The organism is Kribbella monticola (assembly GCF_003261635.1).
Taxonomy (GTDB): domain Bacteria; phylum Actinomycetota; class Actinomycetes; order Propionibacteriales; family Kribbellaceae; genus Kribbella; species Kribbella monticola.
In genome coordinates, this window is the sequence record NZ_QFXK01000090.1 from 1 (window position 1) to 18699 (window position 18699).

19 protein-coding genes are annotated in these 18699 nt (G+C 68.6%); 11 read left to right on the plus strand and 8 right to left on the minus strand.

All coding sequences use genetic code 11. The features are described 5' to 3' along the window. Positions 1-135: 135 nt before the first annotated feature. Together DIZ26_RS35145 and DIZ26_RS35150 are read right to left on the minus strand one after the other, a co-directional pair. Entirely contained in the window at positions 136-930 is a 795-nt protein-coding gene (locus DIZ26_RS35145) for a GAF and ANTAR domain-containing protein (protein WP_408610303.1), read from the minus strand. A 56-nt stretch (positions 931-986) separates the two neighbouring features. Next, positions 987-1223, minus strand: coding sequence for a VOC family protein (locus tag DIZ26_RS35150; protein WP_112248890.1), 237 nt, complete (start codon positions 1221-1223; stop codon positions 987-989). A gap of 129 nt (positions 1224-1352) precedes the next feature. On the opposite strand from DIZ26_RS35150, the gene DIZ26_RS35155 reads away from it, so the two are divergent. The 5 genes from DIZ26_RS35155 to DIZ26_RS35175 all read left to right on the plus strand — a co-directional run bounded on the left by DIZ26_RS35155 (position 1353) and on the right by DIZ26_RS35175 (position 5948). Next, the gene (locus tag DIZ26_RS35155; RefSeq protein WP_232828885.1) at positions 1353-2372 is read left to right on the plus strand and encodes an SDR family oxidoreductase; all 1020 of its coding nucleotides are present in this window, start codon (positions 1353-1355) and stop codon (positions 2370-2372) included. A 54-nt stretch (positions 2373-2426) separates the two neighbouring features. After that, positions 2427-3599, plus strand: a complete 1173-nt coding sequence (locus tag DIZ26_RS35160) for a zinc-dependent alcohol dehydrogenase (RefSeq protein WP_112248891.1) — start codon at positions 2427-2429, stop codon at positions 3597-3599. Continuing rightward, complete coding sequence (locus tag DIZ26_RS35165; protein WP_112248892.1) at positions 3596-4546, plus strand: SDR family NAD(P)-dependent oxidoreductase; 951 nt, start codon at positions 3596-3598, stop codon at positions 4544-4546. The genes DIZ26_RS35160 and DIZ26_RS35165 overlap by 4 nt, the downstream gene beginning before the upstream one ends. A gap of 95 nt (positions 4547-4641) precedes the next feature. Beyond that, entirely contained in the window at positions 4642-5109 is a 468-nt protein-coding gene (locus DIZ26_RS35170) for an SRPBCC family protein (RefSeq protein ID WP_112248893.1), read from the plus strand. Then, on the plus strand, positions 5106-5948 hold the full coding sequence (locus DIZ26_RS35175; protein WP_112248894.1) for an SDR family oxidoreductase: 843 nt from the start codon (positions 5106-5108) through the stop codon (positions 5946-5948). Before DIZ26_RS35170 ends, DIZ26_RS35175 begins: the two co-directional genes overlap by 4 nt. A gap of 143 nt (positions 5949-6091) precedes the next feature. Here DIZ26_RS35175 and DIZ26_RS35180 read toward each other — a convergent pair whose 3' ends face one another. After that, on the minus strand, positions 6092-6346 hold the full coding sequence (locus DIZ26_RS35180) for a hypothetical protein (protein WP_112248895.1): 255 nt from the start codon (positions 6344-6346) through the stop codon (positions 6092-6094). A gap of 111 nt (positions 6347-6457) precedes the next feature. Here DIZ26_RS35180 and DIZ26_RS35185 point away from each other — a divergent pair, with 111 nt between their 5' ends. After that, on the plus strand, positions 6458-7165 hold the full coding sequence (locus DIZ26_RS35185) for a DUF6766 family protein (protein WP_112248896.1): 708 nt from the start codon (positions 6458-6460) through the stop codon (positions 7163-7165). Between the two features lie 20 nt (positions 7166-7185). On the opposite strand, the gene DIZ26_RS35190 is transcribed toward DIZ26_RS35185, so the two are convergent. The 5 genes from DIZ26_RS35190 to ligA all read right to left on the minus strand — a co-directional run bounded on the left by DIZ26_RS35190 (position 7186) and on the right by ligA (position 14133). Next, positions 7186-8151: a polysaccharide deacetylase family protein gene (locus DIZ26_RS35190; RefSeq protein WP_112248897.1), complete on the minus strand. Its 966-nt coding sequence runs from the start codon at positions 8149-8151 to the stop codon at positions 7186-7188. Then, a complete protein-coding gene (locus DIZ26_RS35195; protein WP_112248898.1) occupies positions 8148-9092 on the minus strand; it encodes a hypothetical protein in 945 nt (314 codons plus the stop codon). The genes DIZ26_RS35190 and DIZ26_RS35195 overlap by 4 nt, the downstream gene beginning before the upstream one ends. Before the next feature lie 72 nt (positions 9093-9164). Then, positions 9165-10082, minus strand: a complete 918-nt coding sequence (locus DIZ26_RS35200; RefSeq protein ID WP_112248899.1) for a serine/threonine-protein kinase — start codon at positions 10080-10082, stop codon at positions 9165-9167. A 112-nt stretch (positions 10083-10194) separates the two neighbouring features. Next, positions 10195-12054: a CASTOR/POLLUX-related putative ion channel gene (locus tag DIZ26_RS35205; RefSeq protein ID WP_198676448.1), complete on the minus strand. Its 1860-nt coding sequence runs from the start codon at positions 12052-12054 to the stop codon at positions 10195-10197. An 81-nt stretch (positions 12055-12135) separates the two neighbouring features. After that, complete coding sequence (gene ligA / locus DIZ26_RS35210) at positions 12136-14133, minus strand: NAD-dependent DNA ligase LigA (RefSeq protein ID WP_112248901.1); 1998 nt, start codon at positions 14131-14133, stop codon at positions 12136-12138. Positions 14134-14251: 118 nt separating this feature from the next. Between ligA and DIZ26_RS35215 the strand changes: the two genes are divergently transcribed. The 5 genes from DIZ26_RS35215 (at position 14252) to vanX (ending at position 18691) form a co-directional block, all read left to right on the plus strand. After that, on the plus strand, positions 14252-15085 hold the full coding sequence (locus DIZ26_RS35215; RefSeq protein ID WP_112248902.1) for an oxidoreductase: 834 nt from the start codon (positions 14252-14254) through the stop codon (positions 15083-15085). A 29-nt stretch (positions 15086-15114) separates the two neighbouring features. Further along, positions 15115-15930: a helix-turn-helix domain-containing protein gene (locus DIZ26_RS35220; protein WP_112248958.1), complete on the plus strand. Its 816-nt coding sequence runs from the start codon at positions 15115-15117 to the stop codon at positions 15928-15930. A gap of 96 nt (positions 15931-16026) precedes the next feature. Further along, a complete protein-coding gene (locus DIZ26_RS35225) occupies positions 16027-17058 on the plus strand; it encodes a D-isomer specific 2-hydroxyacid dehydrogenase family protein (protein WP_112248903.1) in 1032 nt (343 codons plus the stop codon). After that, on the plus strand, positions 17055-18086 hold the full coding sequence (vanA, locus tag DIZ26_RS35230; RefSeq protein ID WP_112248904.1) for a D-alanine--(R)-lactate ligase: 1032 nt from the start codon (positions 17055-17057) through the stop codon (positions 18084-18086). The genes DIZ26_RS35225 and vanA overlap by 4 nt, the downstream gene beginning before the upstream one ends. Next, a complete protein-coding gene (vanX, locus tag DIZ26_RS35235) occupies positions 18083-18691 on the plus strand; it encodes a D-Ala-D-Ala dipeptidase VanX (protein WP_112248905.1) in 609 nt (202 codons plus the stop codon). Before vanA ends, vanX begins: the two co-directional genes overlap by 4 nt. Positions 18692-18699 lie beyond the last annotated feature (8 nt).

Genomic DNA, 18699 nt, shown 5'->3' on the forward strand with positions numbered 1-18699 from the left:
CCCTCCGCGACCGCCTCGAACCCCTACCGTCGGCAGCCTGACCGACCTGCCGCGCGCGCCGGAAGACACCGGCGCGCGCGGCCGTCGAGCCGGTCGCGCCGCAAAGCGGCGCTCGGCTACCGCCGCTGGGCACGGTTACGGCGTCGCGGACGTCGGGTGGCTGCCGTTGAGGCGGTGGCGGGCGGTGGGGAGCTGGCGGGTCTGGACGAGGTACTCGGCCACGTCGCGCAGTTTCACGTTGTTGTCCTGGGAGTAGCGCCGCAGTACTTCGAAGGCGCGGTCGCCGTCCAGGTCGAAGCGCTCCATCAGGATGCCCATCGCCTGGCCGACCAGCTTCCGGGCGTCGATCGCCTGGATCATCGTGGCGTCATGGCGCGCGTTCGCGATGGCGACCGTCGCGTGCCGGGCGAGGATGTGCGCGATCGCCTGGTCGTCGGCGCTGAAGGCGTCCGGCCGGTTGCTGTACAACCCCATCACGCCCACGGTCCCGGCCGAGGTGTTCAACGGCACGTCGAAGACACTCCGTACGCCGAGACCGCGCACCTGCGCCGCCCAGGCGGGCCATCGGTCGTCGGTCGCCGTGTCGGTCACCAGGATCGGAATCCGCTCGGTCATGCAGACCGTCATCGGCCCGTTGCCCTTGGTCAGCTGCGAGCGGTAGATCTCGGCGACGACCGGATCGGTGACCGCGGGGATCTCGGGTTTGCGCCCGCGCCCCGCGGTGGCGACACCCGCGTGTGAACAGTCCAGCGCCTGGATCGCGAAGGCGACGACCGCCTCGATGGTTTCCTCGACACCGTCGGAGTCGTGCAGTTCCACCGCGAGCCGGGCGAAGGCGTTCGCCGTCGACATCGCCTCGGGGGTGAAGGTTTCGAACTGCGGCTCCGTATCCCTGGCTGGTAGGGCATCCGTGCCTCCGGACTGATCCATGCCCCAATAATGCACCGCTGATCCCGCCCGTACACCCAGTCGTCGCGCTCGGCGAGCTACCAGCCGGGCAGGAAGAGGCAGAAGACGTGTCCGACCGGGTCGGCGAAGATCCGGACGCCCTCTTTCTGCGGCTGCCAGTCCATCAAGGTGGCTCCTGCCTCGACAGCGCGTTGCTGGGCCTGTTCGAGGTCGGTGACCTGGAAGTCCAGGTGGAGCTGGTGGTAGAACCTCGCCAGCTCGCGTGGGTCCGGGGCGTCCAGGACCACACCGGAGAGAGGAATCTGCTCTGTCACACAACGCTCCGTCCGTCGGGGTTCCGGTGACGATGCCGGTACCCCGGGCAACCGCCCTCAGTCACCGGTTGAACCGGCACGCGGTGGGAACCGGAAGCACCGGGACCGACGACGAAGGAGTCAGTGGCTGTGAGCGTGAACGGACAGGTCCAGACCGTGGTGGTGACCGGGGCCAGTGGCGGGATCGGCAGGGCGACTGCCATCGCCTACGCGGCGCGCGGGGCGAAGGTGGCGCTGCTCGCACGCGGTGAGGAAGGCCTGAAAGGTGCGGTCGAGGAGGTCGAAGCAGCCGGCGGTACTGCGCTGCCGATCGCGGTCGACGTCGCCGACTACGACCAGGTGGAGAGCGCGGCCGCCCGGGTCGAGGCCGAACTCGGTCCGATCGACGTCTGGGTCAATGTCGCGTTCACCTCGGTCTTCGCGCCGTTCACCGAGATCGAGCCGGCCGAGTTCAAACGGGCGACCGAGGTGACCTATCTCGGCTACGTCTACGGCACCCGGGCCGCGCTGGACCGGATGAAGCCGCGCGACCGGGGCGCGATCGTCCAGGTCGGGTCCGCGCTCGCGTATCGCGGGATCCCGTTGCAATCGGCGTACTGCGGTGCCAAGCACGCCATCCAGGGCTTCCACGACTCGCTGCGCTGCGAGCTGCTGCACGACAAGTCGAACGTGCATGTGACGATGGTCCAGATGCCGGCGGTGAACACACCTCAGTTCTCCTGGGTGCTGTCCCGGTTGCCCAGGCACCCGCAACCGGTGCCGCCGATCTTCCAGCCCGAGGTGGCGGCGAAGGCCGTCCTGTACGCCGCCGATCACCCGCAGCGCCGCGAGTACTGGGTGGGCGGTCCGACCGCGGCGACGCTGATCGCCAACAAGTTCGCGGCGGGTCTGCTCGACCACTACCTGGCCCGGACGGGGTACAAGTCGCAGCAGACCGACCAGCCGCACGCGGCGGACGCACCGGCCAACCTCTGGGAACCGGCCGACGGCAGGGGCGAGGAGGACTTCGGCACACACGGTGTCTTCGACAAGAAGGCGACCAGCCGCAGCTACCAGTTGTGGGCCTCGCAGCATCGCGGACCGGTGGCCCTGGCGACCGCCGGTGTCGCTGCCGTAGCCGCCTCGGCGTGGCGGCGGGCGCGACGCTGAGCCGGTTGCACAACTTTCGGTTCGCCGCCGGGGATCCGGGTACCGGCCGCCGGTATGAAGGCATTGACTTGGCAGGGAAAACGAAAGATCGAGTACTCCGACGTCCCGGATCCGGTGATCCAGGAGCCGACCGACGCCATCATCCAGGTCACGTCGACCGGGATCTGCGGCTCGGACCTGCACCTGTACGAGGTGATGGCGCCGTACCTGTCACCGGGTGACGTCCTCGGGCATGAGCCGATGGGCGTCGTCGTGGAGACCGGCTCCGAGGTGACGAACCTGAAAGCCGGCGACCGGGTGGTGATCCCGTTCGGGATCGCGTGCGGGCACTGCTTCATGTGTGACCAGGGTCTGCAGTCGCAGTGCGAGACGACCCAGGTCCGCAAGGAGGGCATGGGCGCCGCGCTCTTCGGCTACACCAGGCTGTACGGCCAGGTGCCGGGCGGGCAGGCGGAGTACCTGCGAGTGCCCCAGGCGCAGTACGGACCGATCGTCGTACCGGAGGGGCCGGCTGACGACCGGTTCGTGTTCTTGTCGGACGTGCTGCCGACTGCCTGGCAGGCGGTCGAGTACGCCGGTGTGCCCGACGGCGGCACGCTCGCGGTGATCGGCCTCGGCCCGATCGGTGACATGGCGGCCCGGATCGGCATCCATCGTGGCTACCGCGTGATCGGCATCGACCTGGTGCCCGAACGGCTCGGCCGGGCGCAGGCCCGTGGCGTCGAGATCCTGGAGTACTCCGACGACGTGGCCGAGCAGGTGCGTCAGCTGACCGACGGGCGTGGTCCCGACTCGGTGATCGACGCGGTCGGGATGGAGGCTCACGGGTCGCCGAAGGCGCAGGCAGCGCACAAACTCGTCGGGCTGCTGCCGAGCGGGCTGGCCGAGAAGATGATGGAGACGGTCGGCGTCGACCGGCTCGCTGCGTTCTATCTGGCCATCGACCTGGTCCGCCGCGGCGGCACGATCTCGCTGAGCGGCGTGTACGGCGGGGCGGCCGACCCGCTGCCGATGCTGACCATGTTCGACAAGCAGATCCAGCTCCGGATGGGGCAGGGCAACGTGCGCCGCTGGGTGGACGACATCCTGCCGCTGCTGACCGACGAGGATCCGCTCGGGGTCGATGGCTTCGCGACGCACCGGTTGCCGCTGTCCGAAGGCCCCGCGGCGTACGAGATGTTCCAGAAGAAGCAGGACGGCGCCGTGAAGGTGCTGCTGACGCCGTGACGCGAGTCGTCGTCGTCACCGGCGCCTCGAGCGGCATCGGGCTCGCGACCGCGCGCGCCTTTGCACGACAGGGCGCGCGGCTCGTGCTGGCAGCACGGTCGGCCGAGAGTCTTGCCGCCGCCGGGAGGCTGTGCGCCTCCGACGGCGGCGAGGTGCTCGTCGTACCGACCGACGTGGCTTCGGCCAGTGAGGTCGAGAAGCTGATGGTGGTTGCCGAGCGGCGGTTCGGGGCGATCGATGTCGTCGTCCACGCCGCGGCCGTCCTTGCGTACGGGCGCTTCGAGGACGTGCCGGCGGACATCTTCGATCACGTGCTGACCGTGAACATCCAGGGCACGGCGAACGTGGGGCGATCGGCACTGCGCAGTTTTCGCAGCCAGGGGAGCGGCACGCTGATCGTTGTCGGTTCCTTGCTGGGAACGATCGTCACGCCGTACCTGAGTTCCTACGTCACCAGCAAATGGGCCATTCACGGCCTGACCCGGACCTGGCAGGTCGAGGTCAGGCAGGATCCTGGAGTCGAGGTCGCGCTGGTGTGGCCGGGATCGGTGAACACGCCGGCCTACTCGCAGGCCGCGAACTACGCGGGCCGGATCGGCCGGCCGCCGCCACCGGTCGACCCGCCGGAGAAGGTCGCCCGCCGGATCGTGAAGGTCGCCGACCGGCCGCGGCGGACGACCTCGGTCGGCGTGGCGAATCGGCTGACCCTGTTCGGATTCCGGTACCTGCCGGCGGTGTTCGACCTGCTGGTCGGCCCACTGATGCGATCGGGCGGGTTGTCCCGGGACGAGGTCGGCCGCCACCCGGGCAACGTGATGGCGCCGACCCCACTGGGCGACGGCGAGTACGGGCGCTGGGGGCGCCACTGGCTACGTCCACTCGCCGGTACGACGGTGGCCGCCGCGGCGGCGGGCGCGGGGTGGAAGGTGCGGCGCAGGCGTGCATAGGTTTCGGGTTTCTCGCGCAGACGCTGGGTACTGGGGGCGGGACGAACCCGTGCACAACTCGCCCCGCGGTACTGGGGCCTAGGGAGGAACCACAGATGGGCAACACCACTGAGTCGGTCGACGTCGAGGCGCCGATCACCGCGGTTTACAACCAGTGGACGCAGTTCGAGTCGTTCCCGGAGTTCATGGAAGGCGTCGACGAGATCAGGCAGCTCGACGACACCCACACGCACTGGGTGACCAGTATCGCGGGCGTCACCCGCGAGTTCGACGCCACCATCACCGAGCAGCACCCCGAGGAGCGGGTCGCCTGGACCTCCGACACGGAGCCGCGCCATGCCGGGGTGATCACCTTCCACCGGCTGGATGACACCTTGACCCGGGTCACTGCCCAGATGGATCTCGAGCCGGAGGGGATCGCGGAGAACGTCGCGGACAAGACCGGTCTGGTCAGCCACCGGGTCAAGGGTGACCTGCGACGCTTCAAGGAGTTCATCGAGAAGCGCGGTCACGAGACCGGCGGCTGGCGTGGCGACGTCGATCGGCCGGACGCGGGACGATGACTTCAGTACTCCTGACCGGCGCGGGCAGCGGGATCGGAGCGAACACAGCGCTCCGGCTGGACCGCGCCGGGATCCGGGTGTTCGCCGCCGTGCACGACCTCGCGGACGGCGAGATCCTCGCCCGCCAGGCGTCGCCGGCACTGAGCATTCATGCTGTGGACGTCACCGACAAGGCCTCGGTCGAAAGCCTGGCCGAGGCGGTGGCGTCGCAGCTCGGCGACGACCCGCTGACTGCGGTCGTCAACGTTGCCGGGCAAGGTATCGCCGGCCCGCTCGAACTTCTGCCGATCGAAAGCCTCCGGCAGCAACTGGAGGTGAACGTCATCGGTTCCGTCGCGGTCACCCAGAGCGTGCTTCCGCTGCTCCGGCGTGGTCGTGGCGGCCGGATCGTGTTCGTTGGCTCGGTCGGCGGTCTGGTCTCGGTGCAGTTCGCTGGTGCCTACCACGCCTCGAAGTACGCGATCGAGGCGATCGGGGACGCCTGGCGTCAGGAGCTGGCACCGGAGGGGATCTCGGTCTCGATTGTCGAGCCGGGGCCGATCGCGACGCCGCTGTGGGCCAAGGCGGTCGAGACGCTCGACCGGTTGCCGGCCTCCGAGCGGTACGCGGAGAGGATCGACGCTTTCCGGGAGTCACTACGGAACGCGTCCAAGAACGGGGCGAGTTCGGCGAAGGTCGCCGCGGTGATCGAACACGCGGTGACGAGCGACAAGCCACGGACCCGGTATCCGGTCGGTGCCGCCGCGACGGTGGTGCCCAAGATTCGCCGGCTGGTGCCCGATCGCCTGTTCGACAAGGCCGCCCAGCGCGTCACCACCAAGGCAGCCGAGACGGAGTAGCCCGCCCGCGAACACCCTCCGCGAAGAAGCGAAGGACCCGGCGGCGCGGGGGGAGGCACCAGGCCAGGTCCTTCGGGCTCAGTCGATGCTATTGCGGAACGCCCCGGTCCGGTAGCCCTCGGGGACCGCGGAGGCAACCGATCTCAGATTTCCTCCGACGACGGGTCCTTCGCGGCGGCGGCGCGGGCCTCGGCGCCGCTCGGGCCGGTTTCGGCCTCGTCACCGGCGACGCGGCCGACGAACTCGCCGCTCGAACCGGTGCCGGTGGTCGCCGGCGTACCGCCGCGCGGCTCACCGCCTTGTGCTCTCGTCATGGCCGTCGTGGTGTCCGCGGGGGCGTCCGCCTCGTTGACCTGGTGGGACAGCCGCCAGCGCTTGAATCGGTCCAGGATCGACATGACCAGCTCCGTCTCGTGGGTTCTTGGACCCCCAGTGCCCGGTGCGCGGCTTCGAAAACCGCGCGGGCCCGGCCGGTGTCCAGTTCGTTCGTTGCTGGGTACTGGCTGAGCATGAACGATTCGAAGGTTGCCGTGGACCGGCGCGGCGGGGTAGGGCAGTGGGTGCGGTTCCGGGGCTTGCTGCTGGTCAATCTCGCCTTGTTCGCGTTGTTCCTGCTCGGCGTACTGCTGACCGGTCACGCGCACGAGAACGAGGATCTGACCGATCACAAGCAGCCGACGCAGACCCTGTTGCAGTACGCCGGCTCCTCCTCGTTCGGTGAGACGGTTTTCGAGAACTGGGAGTCGGAGTTCTTGCAGATGGGGATGTACGTGCTGTTGACGACCTTCCTGGTGCAGAAGGGCTCGGCCGAATCGCGTCCGATCGACGAGGACGCGCCGCAGGACGAGGATCCGCGCAACCATCGCAACGATCCCGAGGCGCCGTGGCCGGTACGGCGTGGCTCCGAACTGGTGCTGAGGTTGTACGAGAACTCGCTCGCGATCGCCTTCGGCCTCGTGTTCGCTTTGTCGATCTGGCTGCATGCGGTGACCGGTGCCGGTGCCTACAGCCAGGACCAGCAACTGCACGGCGGCCAGGCGGTTACGACCTGGCAGTACGTCCATACGTCGCAATTCTGGTTCGAGTCGTTCCAGAACTGGCAGAGCGAGTTCCTCGCCGTGGCGGCGATCATCGGCGGCTCCGTCTACCTTCGCCAGCGCTCCTCCACGCAGTCGAAGCCGGTGCACGCCCCCAACTCCAAGACCGGTGACTCCTAGGTGCCTTCGGCAAGGGTCTGCTAGTTGCTGCCAGCAATGAATTTCAGACCGGACCGCCGCGCAAGTCGGTCGAGCCAGTAGCTGAACTCGAGTTCGCCGTCCCGCGAGCTGCAGCGGATCCGGGGGATCGCCATCGGGTCGAAACCGGGGTGGAAGGGAGAGTGGCTCGGCTCGGCTCCGACGAGCAGCACGCCGAGATTCCGGTACGCCGTACCGCCTGCTCCGCCGCGCGCCAGGACGCCGGGGTCTCGGGGGTGGGCACCGAACGGAAGGGCCAGCGTCCTCGGCGGCGCGGCCGGAAGTGCACGGCTCACCATGGCGGCGAGGCTGCCGATCTCGGCTTCGGCCTGCGCTCGGGTGAGGGTGTGCAGATTCGGGTGATTCCAGGTGTGGTTGCCGACCTCGCAGCCCAGTTCGTTCAGGCGGACGAGAGCCTGGATGGCAGCGGCACCGGTCAACCCGAAGGGATTCTTGTTCACGTAGAAGGTCGCAACGGCCGGGAAGTCGGGGTGCCGGGCGTGGAAGGCTCGCAGGATCCCCAGCGCGCAGTCCGCGGCGACCTGCCCGTTGGCGTCGAACGCGACCTGCCCGGGCGTGCCGTCGTCGAAGGTCAGAACCACGGGCGTCTTCCCAGGCGGAACCGAGTCCAGGTTGCGGCTGACCAGGTCGATGGCGCGGACGGGGTGGTAGTTCTCGCGGTACAGGCGGTCGAGCTCCGCCCGGAAGAAGGCAGGGGTCATGTCGTAGCTGCCGGGATTCGACGCGACCAGCCGGTGATGCATGAGCACCGGGATGAGGCCGAGCTTATTGGCGTGGACACCGACCGGCAGCCGACGTTGCGCCGTACGACGGGGTGTCGGCGTCGGCTGCGCGGTTCGCGAGCCGCTCACGACGGGGGCGGTGTCAGCGGCTGTATCGGTGCAGCCGGCCAGCACCGTCGACGACACGGCCGCGGCCAGGAAGCCTCGCCTGCTCAGGCCGCTCATTCGTAGATCACCAACTCCGGGCGCGGTCGCACGGCGAGAACCTGCGCCGGTGTCATCAACACTCCGTGCCGGGTGTCCTCTTGGTAGAAGAGCTTGAATCCGGTGCGGACACCCCTCGGGAGCTTCGTCGTCAAGCCGCGATAGGTGGCCAGCTTCTGTGTCCGGCTACCGATGCCGTCGACGGATTTCACCGTCGCGACGCCCGGATAGGTGCGGACCGCCGCCTCGTCGCGCACGATCGGTTTCGCCAGTTGGTGGAAGACGAAAAGCTTCTCCGGAAGCCGGTACCGGGTGACGAGCGTGGACAGGTAGGCGCCGATCGCGTTCAGCTGGGGGCCGGTCGTCCGGCCGAAGACCCGGCCCGGCACCTGACCCGGCCCGACCTGCCACTCGGGGTCCACCGCCAGGCCGACGTCCGGCAGCCGAAGCCACGGCTCGAGCCGTCGTACCTCGTCGACCGGGTTGGCACGGCCCGGCTGCACGTCCAGCATCAAGAGCATCCGGTACTTGCGCGCGACCGCGAGGTACCGGCCGATCTGTTGGGGGTCGATCCGGGTCCGGTACTTGCCGTCGCGTCCGGCCGCACCCTGCGCGGTGACGACGATCAGCTCCATCACCGGAAGCGCCGACCGACCACCCCGGTACGACGCTGCCAGCCGCTCCAGCCGTCGCGCCCGCTCGTCGAGGTCGGCGTCGAGCGGGCCCAATGCGGGTGAGCCCGGGGCGCCGACGAAGGCGACCAGCTGATGAGCGGGGAAGATCCGGCGACCACCGCGTGGCAACTGCGCCAGTGGCGGAGCCGGCGGCGTCGGTTTCGGTGTTGCTGCGGCCGGCTGGTTCGCGAGCTGCTCGGAGGCGGGCAACTCGGGAGGCACATCGCTGCAGCCGGCGAAGCCGAGGAGGACCAGCAAGGACAGCAGACAGCGCGCGGGTTTCGGCATCCAGACCCTGCTTTCACGAAGACAGACTTCAGCGAGGCAGCATCCCTGTACCCACGTGAATACCTAGTGTAATCAAACAGTCTCTTTCAGTGATAGATGGCACGCCGAAGTTCTTTCGTACCGGCTGCTCACCGTCTGAAGTTGGGTGGTGGGACCCGTGAAGGGCTCAGCGTCCGCCGGCGGACGAGCCGGATGGTCCGCCGAGATCCGCCGGCACCACGCGGCCACCTCGTCCGCGCCGGGCCGGTCTGCGGGGTCCTTCGCCAGCATCCGGAGCAGATAGCGGCCGAAACCACTGCCGACGCGGGCCGGCTGTGGCGGGATCCCGGCCAGATGCTGACGCAGTACGCCGGTCGGGGTGTCGGCGAGGAAGGGCGGCGCGCCGGTGAGCAGTTGATAGAGGACGCAGCCGAGCGAGTAGATGTCGGCAGCCGGCCCGACCGGTTCGGCGCGGGCCCGTTCGGGCGCCAGGTAGTAGCTGGTGCCGAGAACTCCGTGCTGCGGGATCTGCTCTTCGACGTCGTGGTGCAGGAAGCAGGCGATGCCGAAGTCGGCGATCTTGATCGTGCCGTCGTCGGCCATCAGCAGGTTGCTCGGCTTGATGTCGCGATGGACCACGCCCTGGTCGTGGGCCGCCGACAGCCCGTCCGCGGTCTGAGCGACGACCTCCGCGGCGGCCGGCGGACTGAACGGGCCGAACTGCTGCAGAGCCGCAGCCAGAGTGTTGCCGACGACAAGTTCCATCACCAGGTAGTAGCTCTGGTCGTGCGGACCGAAGTCGTGGACGCCGACGACGTGCGGGCTGTTGACCACCGCGGCTGCCTGAGCCTCCCGGCGGAACATCGCGGCGGCATCCTGACCGGTCCGGCCCTGTTTGAGCAGCTTGACGGCGACCGGCCTGGCCAGTACCGCGTCGGTGGCGCGCCACACCTGACCCATCCTGCCCTGGCCGATGACAGCCTCGAGCTCGTACCGGTCCGCGACGCGCATCGCCACCTCCTGACGATCGACGCTCCACCAGTACCCGCCGGCCCATCCCAGCAACGCGACTCCCCGAACTGTGACAACTCCGCCACACTCCCGCAACGGAGTCCGGCCGGAATCAGTCCTCGGCGAGGACGACCACCCGGTCGTGCGCGCTCAGCGTGAGCGGCGTGTTCTTGGGTGGATTGAGAACCACGCCGTACGCCGGTGGCCGGTAGAACTCGTCGTGGACGCGGTACCCGATCGCGGTCTCACCCAGCCGGCGAGCCGCTTCGGCGATCGTGGCGAAGGTCGCTTCGGTGCCGGGCCGCAGGTAGTCGGTCGCGGGTTTGAGGTAGATCTCGGCGCCGGTGGGGTTGAACAGATCCTCGAAGACCGCCGCCAGATGACGGTTCTCGGTCAGCTGGGTCAGCAGCAGGCTGATCAGCTTGTCGCTGACCACGAAGTCGTCGGCCCGGGTCACCTCGGCGATCTCGCGGTTCGCGTCGTCGTTGATCTCGCTGACGATCGAGTACGGGACCTCCAGCGCATGGGCCAGGTCGCGCAGGTGCAGCAAGGTCACCAGCGTGCGCGCATCCGCCTCCTGGACACCGAGGTCGTCGGCGGCCAGCACGATCAGGTGCTGGTAGCCGGTGACGTCGAGCGCCTCCAGGTGAGCCCGGTTGGTGGGCTCGCAGAGCGTGGTGCTGACGGCCAGATTCGCGTAGTCGCCGAACTGAGCCGCGATGGGTTCGGGGCTGGCGATTCGGAGTACGGAACCGGCGTAGGCGAACGCGTCCAGGAGTTCGAGGATCTGTGGCGCCCGCTTGTTCCAGCCGATCATCAAGGTGCGGGTCGGCGCGGGCGGCCGGTCCGGTCGCGGCGCGATCGCCTGCTCCACCACCCGCGGCGGGGTCTGGGTGAGGCGGATCATGGTGTCGTCCTCGGCCAGCACGATCAGCTCGTCGCCGTCGTTGATCGGGAAGTCGCCGGCCGGATTGAGTTCGATGCTGTCGTCGCCGTGCCGCAGACCGACCGGTACGCCGAGTTCGTAGGCGTGCACCGCGGCTCCGAAGGTGGAGCCACTCAAAGTCGGCTCCGCCTTCAGGTAGAACTCGTTGCCCGCGAACGCCAGCAGATCCGCACACACCGCGGACAGCCCGGACTGCCGGTGCGCGTTGACGATCAGCCGTACGGCGAGGTCGTCCGCGCCGATCAACTGTGCTCGCGGGCCGCCGGCCAGCCGGGCGGCGGGGAGATTCGCCGAGTCGGCGACCGCGGCGACGACGTGCGGGCCATCCGCCTCGGCCGCGCGGGAGCCGAGCGAGAGCAGCACCTTGATCACCTGGATGTCGGCGTCATCGGTGTCCGGTGGCAGCACCATCACCGAGCGGGCCGACCGCAGCGCCACCAGGTCCAGATCGGCGGGGCGCAACGGGTTTCCGGTCCGGCAGACCACCTGGGTCTTGCCGAGTTCGGGAACGCGGGCGCGGATGGCATCCTCCATCTCCACCTTGTCCCGGTCGGCGAGGATGGCGACGCAGGACCGCCGAGTGGTCTGGTTGGCCTGCGCCAGTTCCGAGACCACGGTGAAGATCTGCTCGGACCAGCCGAGCACGACGGTGTGGTCCTGCTCGACGATCCGCGATCTGCCCTTGCGCAGCACGGTGATCTTGTTCTCCAGGCCGGTGGTCAGGACACCGATGAACGAGCTGACGATGAAGATGCCGCCCAGCGTCACGGTCAGCATCAGGGCCAGGAAGAACAGGCCGCCCTGGTCGCCGCCCATGGTGCCGGGATCGAGCGTCCGCAACAGGCTCATCCACAACACGCCGTGCCAGCCGCCATGGCCCTTGGCATCCGACGGCGCGAGCGCCAGCAGCAGGCCTGACGTCGTCAGCACCAGGAGCGCCGAGGCGAGTCCGAGCCAGCCGATCAGGGCCGGAGTACCCCGAGACATCGTGCTGTCGAACCAGTACCGCGCCCTGTCCCGCCACATGCCGCACATCTCCCCACTCGCCCGGCCACCCCAGCGTGCGAACTATGCCACCAATCGGTATCGGGCGACGTGGCCGCGCGGTCAGCGGGGGAGCAGGTCGGCGGCTTGGAGTTGTTGCCAGATCTCGGACTGGTCGACGACGGTGACGCCGAGCTTCTCGGCCTTGGTGAGCTTGGCGGCGCCTACATCGGCGCCGGTGATGAGGAAGTCGGTGCTGGCCGAGACCGAGGAGGCGATGGTCGCACCGGCCTTCTCGCAGAGTCGCTGGAACGCCGGGCGGGTGACCTTCTCACCGGAGCGGGGGTCGCTGATCGAGCCGGTGACGACCACCGTCTTGCCGGCCAGCGGCGCGCCGGCCGCGACGACCGGTGGGAGGTCTTCCTCGCGGACGTCGAGCGAGACACCGGCGGCGCGGAGCCGCTCGAGCTCCGGGCGCAACCGGGTGAGGTGCTCGCTCAACGAGGTGGCGACCTTGAGCCCGATGTCGTCGACGGCCACCAGGGCGTCCACGCCCGCGTCGGCCACCTCTTCCAGGGAACCGAAGCCCGCTCGGCACAGCCTGGCCGCGGTGCCTTCGGACGCCATCGGGATGGCGAGGCCGATCAGCGCCCGGCGCAGGCCGACCTGACGGCTCGCGTCGATCGACTCGATCATCCGGGTGGCCGAGATCTCGCCGACCCGATCGAACTCCAGCAACTTCTCCTTGGTCAGCTGGTAGAAGTCCGAGGGATTCTCCAGGATCCCGGCTTCGGCCAGCCGCTCGATCCACACCCCGCCGATCGCGTCGATGTCGGCCGCCGCGCGGGACGCCCAGTGGATCAGCCGCCGGACGGTCTGCGCGGGGCAGGCGACGTTCGTACAGAACAGTTCGCGGCTGTTGCCCTGCTCGGTCAAGGGCTGCTCGCAGGACGGGCACACGGTCGGCGGCACGATGTCTCGCTCCGCGCCGGTGCGCTTGGACGCGTCCAGCACGCCGGCGACGAACGGGATCACGTCACCCGCGCGGCGCACCAGCACCGTGTCGCCGATCTTGATGCCGCGGGCCCGGATCACTTCCTGGTTGGCCAGCGTCGCGCGAGTCACCGTCGTACCGCCCACGAAGACCGGCTCGAGCCAGGCGACCGGCGCGATCTTGCCGGTTTTGCCCACGTCCCACACGACGTCGGCCAGCACAGTGGTCTTCTCCTCGGCGGCGAACTTGAACGCCAGTGCGCCCCGCGGCGAGCTGGACCGGGTGCCCGCGGCGGCGAACGCACCACGATCGGCCAACCGCAGTACGGCGCCGTCGAGGTCGTAGTCGAGGTCGTTGCGCTGCTGCTCGATCGTGCTGATGACTGCCTGCGCGGCGGCCGCGTCGTCGCAGTGCCGCATCTCCGCGACGGTGAACCCGAGCGTCTGCAGCGCGCGCTCCAGATCCGCGTCGGCGTCGTCGGTGTCGCTGAGCAGGTCGAAGGCGAGGAACTGCAGGCGGCGCTCGGCGACGGTGGCCGGGTCCTTCGCCCGCAGGGTGCCCGCCGCGGCGTTGCGCGGATTGATCAGCGGCTTGTCCGGGTGGGCGGCGTTGTAGGCAGCGAACGTCGAGCGCAGCATCACCGCCTCGCCGCGAACCTCGATGCGGTCCGGTACGGCGAGCTTCGGCGGGACTCCGTCGGTGAGGGCGCGCACCAGCGGGGTCACATCGTCGCCGGTCGTCCCGTCGCCGCGGGTGATTGCCCGCGCCAGCTTGCCGTTCTCGTAGACCAGGGCCAGCGAGAGGCCGTCCAGCTTCGGCATCACCACCACCGGCTGGCCGGGGAAGCGGTTGAAGAACGCCTCCACCTGCTCGGGACGGGTCGCTTTCTCCAGCGAGAGCATCGGCCGCGAGTGCCGGACCGGCGCGTGCAGCACGGCCGGTGCTCCGACCTGCTCGAGCGGATTCGGATCGGGCGCCAGCTCCGGGTTGGCCTCGATCAGCGACCGCAGCTCGTCCTCGATGGCGTCGTACTCCGCGTCGGCCACCACCGGTGAACCCCGGTAGTAGGCATCGCGCAGTACGCCGATCTGATCGGCAAGTTCCTGAATCCGCTCCCCAACGTCCACGGCCAGACACTACCTGCGGCCGCCGACAAACTGCCCGGAACCGGCCCTGGGTGGGTGTGCTGCTCCCAGGCACAGCGCGTCCTTCTTGGCGACCGTCTTCGCCGCCACAGTTGACGACATGGACAGAATCATCACGAAGAACTGGCTGATCACCGGAGCCTCCCGCGGCCTCGGCCGGGAGTTCGCCCGCGCCGCTCTCCAGCGCGGCGACCACGTGGCCGCGACCGCTCGCGACACGGGCACCCTGGACGAATTCACCGCGCAGTACCCCGACACGTTCTTGCCGCTCGCTCTCGACGTCACCGACAGCGCGGGTGTCGACGCGACGGTCCACACCGCCGAAGCACAGCTGGGCGGCCTGGACGTCGTGGTCAACAATGCCGGCTACGGGCACTTCGGCGCGGTCGAGGAGCTGACCGAGAGCGACCTGCGGGACCAGCTGGAGACCAATGTCTTCGGTGCGTTGCGGGTCACCCAGGCGGCGCTGCCCGGGATGCGCGAACGCGGGCGCGGTCACGTCGTACAGATCTCGTCGATCGGCGGCGTCGGCGCCTTCGCCAATCTCGGCGCGTATCACGCCTCCAAGTGGGCTCTGGAGGCGTTGAGTGAGTCGCTCGCGGCAGAGGTGGCCCGGTTCGGGATCCGGGTGACGATCGTCGAGCCGGGCGGCTTCGACACCGACTGGGCCGGGTCGTCGGCGCGGCGGAGCGATCCGCTGGCGGCCTACGACCCCATGCGCGACGAGGCCGCCGCCCGCCGCGGCGCCCAGAGCTCCGGTACGCCGGCCGCTGCCGCGCAGGCGCTGCTCGAGGTCGTCGACGCCCCGGAACCGCCGCTGAGGGTGCTCTTCGGCGCCCAGGCCCTGCCCATCGTGCGCGGCATCTACCAGCGACGGCTGGCCGAGTGGGAGAGATGGGAGAAGGTGGCCGTCGCGGCGCAAGGAGCCCAGTGACCACGGGCCGCGTTGGCTAGAATTTGTTGATGGCGACAACCGCTCTCGGTGAGTACCTAAGCGCCAGACGGGCGCAGGTCGCCCCGGAACAGCTCGGCCGGCCGACCCACGGCGTACGGCGGGTTCCGGGACTGCGGCGCGAGGAAGTCGCGATGGCGGCCGGGATGAGCGTGGACTACTACATCCGCCTGGAGCAGGGCCGGGAGCGGAACCCGTCGGCCCAGGTCCTCGACGCGCTCAGCGAGGTACTACGGCTGGACGACGACGCTCACCTGCATCTCTTCCGGCTGGCCGGGTTACTGCCGGCGCCGACCCGTCCGGCCGCCGTCGAGCAGGTCGACCCGCAGTTGCTGCGGCTGATGGAGATGTGGCCGGCCAACCCGGCGATCGTGCTCGGGCGCGCCTTCGACATCCTGGCCGGCAACGCAGCGGCGTACGCGTTGTTCGACGGGTTCCAGCAGGGGCCGAACCTGATGGCCAAGATCTTCCTCGACCCTGACGCCCGGTCGTTCTACCCCGATTGGGAGGAAGTCGCGCGGTACACCGTGGCCGGATTCCGGCTCCAGCAGGGGCGCAGTCCCGACGACCCGCGCATCCGTCAGGTGATCGAGGAACTCAGCCACGCCAGCCCGGATTTCGTCGCCTTCTGGGAACGCCACGAGGCACGCGGCACCAGGATGACCAGCAAGCGGTTCCACCACCGCGAGGCCGGCGAACTCACCTTGCAGATCAACGCTTTCGACGTGCTCTCGGCTCCCGGCCAGGAGCTCATCGTGTACCACGCCGAGCCGGACACGCCCAGCGCGGCGGCCCTCGCCCGCCTCACCTCGAACGCCCAGCTCTGACTTCACACCGCCCCGGATGCCGGGGCGGGCGGCATATCGTCGGTGTATCGAAACGGCGATACGTGCTGGCAACACCGTGCTGTCTTGACTGGGGGCATGACTGACACGGAATCAGCAGCACGCTCCGGATTCCTGGCGTCGTGGGCCACCTCTGCCGACGCAGAAGTGGGAATCACCTTCTACGGCTGCGAGCAGGACGAAGCCGATTTGTTGCGCGAGTCGGCAGCCGGTTTGGGGGTGCTGCCCACCATCACGGCCGCGCCGGTCTCCGAGGCGAACATCGGGCTGACGGCCGGAAACCGGTGCATCAGCGTCGGCCACAAAACCCGGATCACGAATTCCACCCTGCTGGCGCTGAACCATGCCGGTGTGGAGTACATCTCCACCCGCAGCATCGGGTGCAATCACCTGGATGTGGAGTATGCGCAGAGCCTCGGTATCTGCGTGGAGAACGTCGCCTATTCGCCGGACAGCGTGGCCGATTACACCGTCATGTTGATGTTGATGGCGCTGCGGGATGCCAGGTCCGTTCTCCGCCGGGCGGACGTTCACGACTACCGGTTGAACGACGTCCGCGGGAAAGAACTCCGCGACCTGACCGTCGGAGTCATCGGTACCGGCCGTATCGGCGCGGCGGTGATGGACCGGTTGCGTGGTTTTCGCTGCCGGGTGGTCGCTTTCGACACTCGTCCGCAGACCGACGCCGACTACGTGCCGCTGGACGAATTGTTCCGGCAGAGCGACATCCTGACGCTGCACACGCCGCTCACCACCGCCACGCATCACCTGCTGAACGCCCGACGGATCCAGCAGTTGAAGCCAGGCGCATTCGTGATCAACACCGGCCGCGGCTCGCTCATCGACACCGAAGCGCTGGTGGCAGCCCTGGAGAGCGGCCGGCTGGGTGGCGCTGCCCTGGACGTGCTCGAAGGCGAAGAAGGCATCTTCTATGCCGACCGCCGGAACGAGCCAGTGCCGAACGAGCATCTGGTCCGGCTGCAGAAACTGCCGAACGTGATCATCAGCCCGCACACCGCCTATTACACCGACCATGCCCTGCGCGACGCGCTGGAGAACTCGGTCGCGAACTGCCGGAAATTCGAGAAGAGAAAGCAGCGCTGGATATGAAGATCGGAATTCTGTTCGGGGGATGCTCCGAGGAGCACCCCATCTCGCTCAAGTCGGTGCAGGAGGTCGCCAAGCACCTCGACCCCGACACCTACGAACCGTTCTACATCGGGATCACCAGGACGGGCACGTGGATGCTTTGTGACCGGCCGGGGCCCGACTGGGAGAACGGCAGGTGCCGGCCGGCTGTGCTCTCACCGGATCGGGACACCCGCGGCCTGCTCGTGCTGGAGGACGGCAAGTACGAGACGATCGAACTCGACGTCGTGCTGCCCGTGCTGCACGGCAAGTTCGGTGAGGACGGTGCGATCCAGGGCCTGCTGGAGCTGTCCGGCATCCCCTACGTGGGCTGCGACATCCCGAGTTCTGCCTTGTGCATCGACAAGGCTCTCGCCTATCTGGTCGCCCGGAGCGCTGGGATCGCCACGCCGAGGTTCTGGATCGTCTTGCCCGGCGAGCAGGTCGACCCGGGGCATTTCAGCTATCCGGTGTTCGTGAAGCCGGCCCGTTCGGGATCGTCCTTCGGTGTCAACAAGGTCGCCGGCCCGGACGACCTGCCGGCGGCGGTCGAGGCCGCGCGCCAGTACGACTCGAAGGTGCTGATCGAAGCCGCCGTCGTCGGCAGCGAGGTCGGTTGCGCCGTCCTGGGCATCGACCCGGACCTGGTCGTCGGTGAGGTGGATCGGATCTCGTTGTCGCACGGCTTCTTCCGGATCCACCAGGAGAGCAATCCGGAGAGCGGATCGGACAATTCGACCCCGATCGTGCCCGCCGACATTTCCGCGGCGGAGCGCTCGCTCGTGCGGGAGACGGCCAAGGCGATCTATCGCGCCTTCGGTTGCCGCGGGCTGGCCCGGGTCGACATGTTCCTCACCGAGGACGGCACCGTCGTGCTCAACGAGGTCAACACGTTGCCCGGCCTCACGTCGTACAGCCGCTATCCGCGGATGATGGCGGCGGCGGGGTTGTCGCTCGGCGAGGTGATCGACCGGACGGTGTCGTTGGCGCTGACGGGAAAGCTGCGATGAACTCCGACTTCGTGTTCGTGGACGAATTCGTGCCGGGAATTCGCTGGGACGCCAAGTACGCCACCTGGGACAACTTCACCGGCAAACCGGTCGACGGCTATCTCGCCAACCGGATCGTCGGCACCAGGGCTTTGTGTACGGCGTTGCAAAGCGCACGGGAGAAGGCTGAATCTCTCGGCCTGGGGTTGCTGCTGTGGGACGGCTATCGCCCGCAACGAGCGGTGGACTGTTTCCGGCGCTGGTCTCAGCAACCGGAGGACGGCCGGACGAAGCTTCGGCACTATCCGAGGATCGACCGGTCCGAGATGTTCGAGAAGGGGTATGTGTCGGCCAAGTCGGGCCACAGCCGGGGCAGCACCGTCGATCTGACGCTGTACGACCTCACCACCGGTGAACTCGTTCCGATGGGCGGCGACCACGATCTGATGGATCCGGTCTCGCACCACGGCGCAGCCGGAATCAGCGAGGTCGAAGCGGAGTACCGGCAGCATCTTCGGTCGATCATGGAGGACTGCGGCTTCCGCTCGTACGCCTGCGAATGGTGGCACTACACGTTGACGGACGAGCCGTACCCGGCCACCTATTTCGATTTCCCGATCGTCTGAACCGGAGT